The sequence below is a fragment of the Rhodoplanes roseus genome (assembly GCF_003258865.1).
Taxonomy (GTDB): Bacteria; Pseudomonadota; Alphaproteobacteria; order Rhizobiales; family Xanthobacteraceae; genus Rhodoplanes; species Rhodoplanes roseus.
This window is the reverse complement of the sequence record NZ_NPEX01000463.1, coordinates 1-3,031: the sequence shown is the minus strand read 5'-3', so window position 1 is coordinate 3,031 and position 3,031 is coordinate 1. Positions and strand designations below refer to the sequence as shown.

General features: G+C 70.4%; 5 protein-coding genes. 1 reads left to right on the top strand and 4 read right to left on the bottom strand.

What is annotated here, in order from left to right; all coding sequences use genetic code 11:
- Positions 1-937 (bottom strand): pseudouridine synthase (locus CH341_RS30130; RefSeq protein ID WP_146604685.1); only part of this gene is annotated, 937 nt, incomplete at its 3' end.
- Between CH341_RS30130 and CH341_RS30125 the strand changes: the two genes are divergently transcribed.
- Complete coding sequence (locus tag CH341_RS30125; protein WP_111423163.1) at positions 936-1,364, top strand: nucleoside deaminase; 429 nt, start codon at positions 936-938, stop codon at positions 1,362-1,364. The two genes, CH341_RS30130 and CH341_RS30125, sit on opposite strands and share 2 nt — an antisense overlap.
- 3 nt (positions 1,365-1,367) lie before the next feature.
- On the opposite strand, the gene CH341_RS30120 is transcribed toward CH341_RS30125, so the two are convergent.
- The 3 genes from CH341_RS30120 to CH341_RS30110 all read right to left on the bottom strand — a co-directional run bounded on the left by CH341_RS30120 (position 1,368) and on the right by CH341_RS30110 (position 2,961).
- Positions 1,368-1,793, bottom strand: coding sequence for a type II toxin-antitoxin system VapC family toxin (locus CH341_RS30120; protein WP_111423160.1), 426 nt, complete (start codon positions 1,791-1,793; stop codon positions 1,368-1,370).
- Positions 1,793-2,059, bottom strand: a complete 267-nt coding sequence (locus CH341_RS30115) for a type II toxin-antitoxin system prevent-host-death family antitoxin (protein WP_111423165.1) — start codon at positions 2,057-2,059, stop codon at positions 1,793-1,795. Before CH341_RS30115 ends, CH341_RS30120 begins: the two co-directional genes overlap by 1 nt.
- A gap of 71 nt (positions 2,060-2,130) precedes the next feature.
- Positions 2,131-2,961: a patatin-like phospholipase family protein gene (locus CH341_RS30110; protein WP_111423158.1), complete on the bottom strand. Its 831-nt coding sequence runs from the start codon at positions 2,959-2,961 to the stop codon at positions 2,131-2,133.
- Between the last annotated feature and the right edge of the window lie 70 nt (positions 2,962-3,031).

The window sequence follows — 3,031 nt, the reverse complement described above, 5'->3', positions numbered from 1 at the left end:
CCCGGGCGCCGCGCTCGGCCCGCTCGCGACGCTGCTCCTCGGTCGGCGCCCGGTGCCCGATCGGGCCGGAGAAGTCGCAGCCCGCCTCGGCGGCGAGGCGCTCGCCGAGCTGCTCGCGCAGCACCCGGGTCCGCACCTCCTCGATGTCGCCGTCCAGAAGCTCGCCGAGCTGGAACGGGCCGTAGGAGACGCGGATCAGCCGGTTCACCTGTAGGCCGAGCGTGTCGAGGACGTTGCGCACCTCGCGGTTCTTGCCCTCGCGGATGCCGATGGTGATCCACACATTGGCGCCCTGGGAGCGGTCCAGCGTCGCCTCGATCGGGCCGTACTGGACGCCCTCGACCTCGAGCCCGCCCTTCAGGCGGTCGAGCTGGGCCTGGTCGACCGAGCCGTGCGCCCGCACGCGGTAGCGGCGCAGCCAGCCGGTGGCCGGCAGCTCGAGCTGGCGCGCCAGGCCGCCGTCGTTGGTGAGCAGCAGCAGGCCCTCGGTCGAGATGTCGAGCCGGCCGACGCTGATCAGCCGCGGCAAGTCCTCGGGCAACGAGTCGAAGATGGTGGGGCGGCCTTCCGGATCGAAGCTCGTCGTCACCAGCCCGACCGGCTTGTAGTAGAGGAACAGCCGGGTACGCTCGGCGGCCGGCAGCGGCTCGCCGTCGACCGTGATGCGGTCCTGTGCGGTGACGTCGAGGGCGGGCGAGGCGATGACGGTGCCGTTGACGGCGACGCGACCGGCCTCGATCCACGCCTCCGCGTCGCGGCGCGAGCACAGGCCGGCGCGCGCCATCACCTTGGCGATGCGCTCGCCATCGGGCGGGGCAGGGCGCCTTTCGGGCGCGTTGTCGTGTTCGGTCTTGTCCGGCATGGTCTCGATCTTGGATAAGGAAGCGAGCCTGATAGCAGAGTTCGCGCGGCGGAACGAGCCTTTGACGTCTTTCATGGATCTGGCGCTCGCCGAGGCACGCGCCGCGCAGGCCGCCGGCGAGGTGCCGATCGGCTGCGTGATCGTGCGCGACGGCGCCGTTTTGGCGCGCGCCCACAACCGCACGCTCCGCGACCGCGATCCGACCGCGCATGCCGAGGTCGTGGCGATCCGGGCCGCCTGCGCGGCGCTCGGCAGCGAGCGGCTGCCCGACTGCGACCTCTACGTCACGCTGGAGCCGTGCCCGATGTGCGCGGCCGCGATCTCGTTCGCCCGCCTCCGCCGCCTCTATTACGGCGCCAGCGATCCCAAGGGCGGCGCGGTCGAGAGCGGCGTGCGGTACTACGCCTCGTCCACCTGCCACCATCGCCCCGAGATTTATCCCGGCATCGGCGAGACCGAGGCGGCGGCGCTGCTGCGGGGGTTTTTTCGGGAGAGGCGGTGAGTCTCACGGCGCCCGTTCGAGACGCCACGGGTTCAGGACATCGACCCCAAACGGCGCAAAATCCCGGGCGTTGCGGGTCACGATGATCAGCCCGTGAACCAGGGCCGTTGCGGCGATGTAGGCGTCCCGCTCAGGCCGCGGATCAGGAACGTGCAGGGCCGCACATCGTTGTGCGACGCGGGTGTCGATCGGCAGGATCTGGTCGGCGAAACGCGGCAGGACCGCGTCGTCGATCCACCTGCGGAGCACTCCGCCCTGGACGGCATCCCTTCGCGCAAGCCTCGAAGCACCGATCTCGATCTCCAGGATCGTGATGGCGGACAGGAAGACTTGCGGCTTCGGCACCTGCGCGGCCCACGCCGCGACGGACGCGTCCGCCTTGTCCGGCCGCCTCAGTTCCGAGAGCACGTTGGTGTCGAGCAGGTACATCAGTCGAAGTCGGCGGGCTTCAAGGAGAAGCCTTCGAGCTTCGGCGGGTCGAAGTCGAAATCGGCATCGTCGCCGGATTGGGCCACGGCTTCGGCCAGGCTCATCACGCCGCCCGACTCTCTGGCCAGCGTGTTGTAATCCTCGATCGACAGCAGCACGTGAGCCGGCCGACCGCGGTCCGTGATGAAGACCGGCCCCTTCGCGGCGGCCTTCTTGGCCTTGCTGGTGTCCTGGTTGAACTCGCGGCTGGTCATGGTGGTGGGCATGTCCACCTCCGGCTCGTGGGCGGTCTCTTGAATGTAGAAACGTTTCTACATACCGCAAGACGGGTATCGATTCAATCCGCCAGCAGCGCCGTCAGGTCGCGCTTGATGTCGTCCTTGATGGCCTCGCCGGCCCGGATGATGGCGATGGCCTGGAGAAAGTCGAGCAGGCGGAAGATCCCGACATTGGGGCGGATCAGCAGGTCGGGCCGCACCCGCTTGAGCTTCTCGGCGACCAGGGCGTGGCCCATCAGCGTGATGGTGGCGGAGACCGAGTCGAAGGCCTCCGGCACCGCGATGCTGTCACGCGGCGCCGTGGAGCAGTCGACCGCCACCACCACGTCGGCGCGGCCGGCGAGCTGGGTGAAGGGCAGCGGATCGATGGCGGCGCCGTCGACCAGCACGCGCCCCTCGTGCTCCATCGGGCGCAGAAGCCCGGGGATCGCCATCGAGGCGCCGATGGCGGGGCGCAGCGGTCCGTCAGAAAACACCACCTCCTGCTGACCGAACAGGTCGCTGGCGATCACCAGGAGCGGGATCTGCAACTCGGAGAAGGTTTCGGGGACCGCCTCGGGCAGGAAGGCGGCGCAGAACTTGTCGGGGTCGAGCAGCACCGGGTTGTGACCGAACGGCACCTTCAGCAGGCTCGACCAGGCGAAGCCGGCGGCGCGCGCCCCGAGCAGGCGGCGCAGCAGGGCGGCGCGGTCGTGCACGGTGGCGATGACGTGGCGGCGCAGCGCCCGCGGGCTGATGCCGGCCGCGTAGGCGGCGCCCATCAACGCGCCGATCGACGAGCCGGAGATCGCCACCGGCTTCACGCCGAGCTCCTCCAGCGCCTCGAACACGGCGATGTGCGCGAGCCCACGCGCCCCGCCGGCGCCGAGGGCCAGGGCGAAGGTTTTCATGACGGGGCACCTGCCGCGCGGGCGTCGAAGGCCGGGTCATCCCGGGGCGCGGACCGCCGGTCCGCGAGCC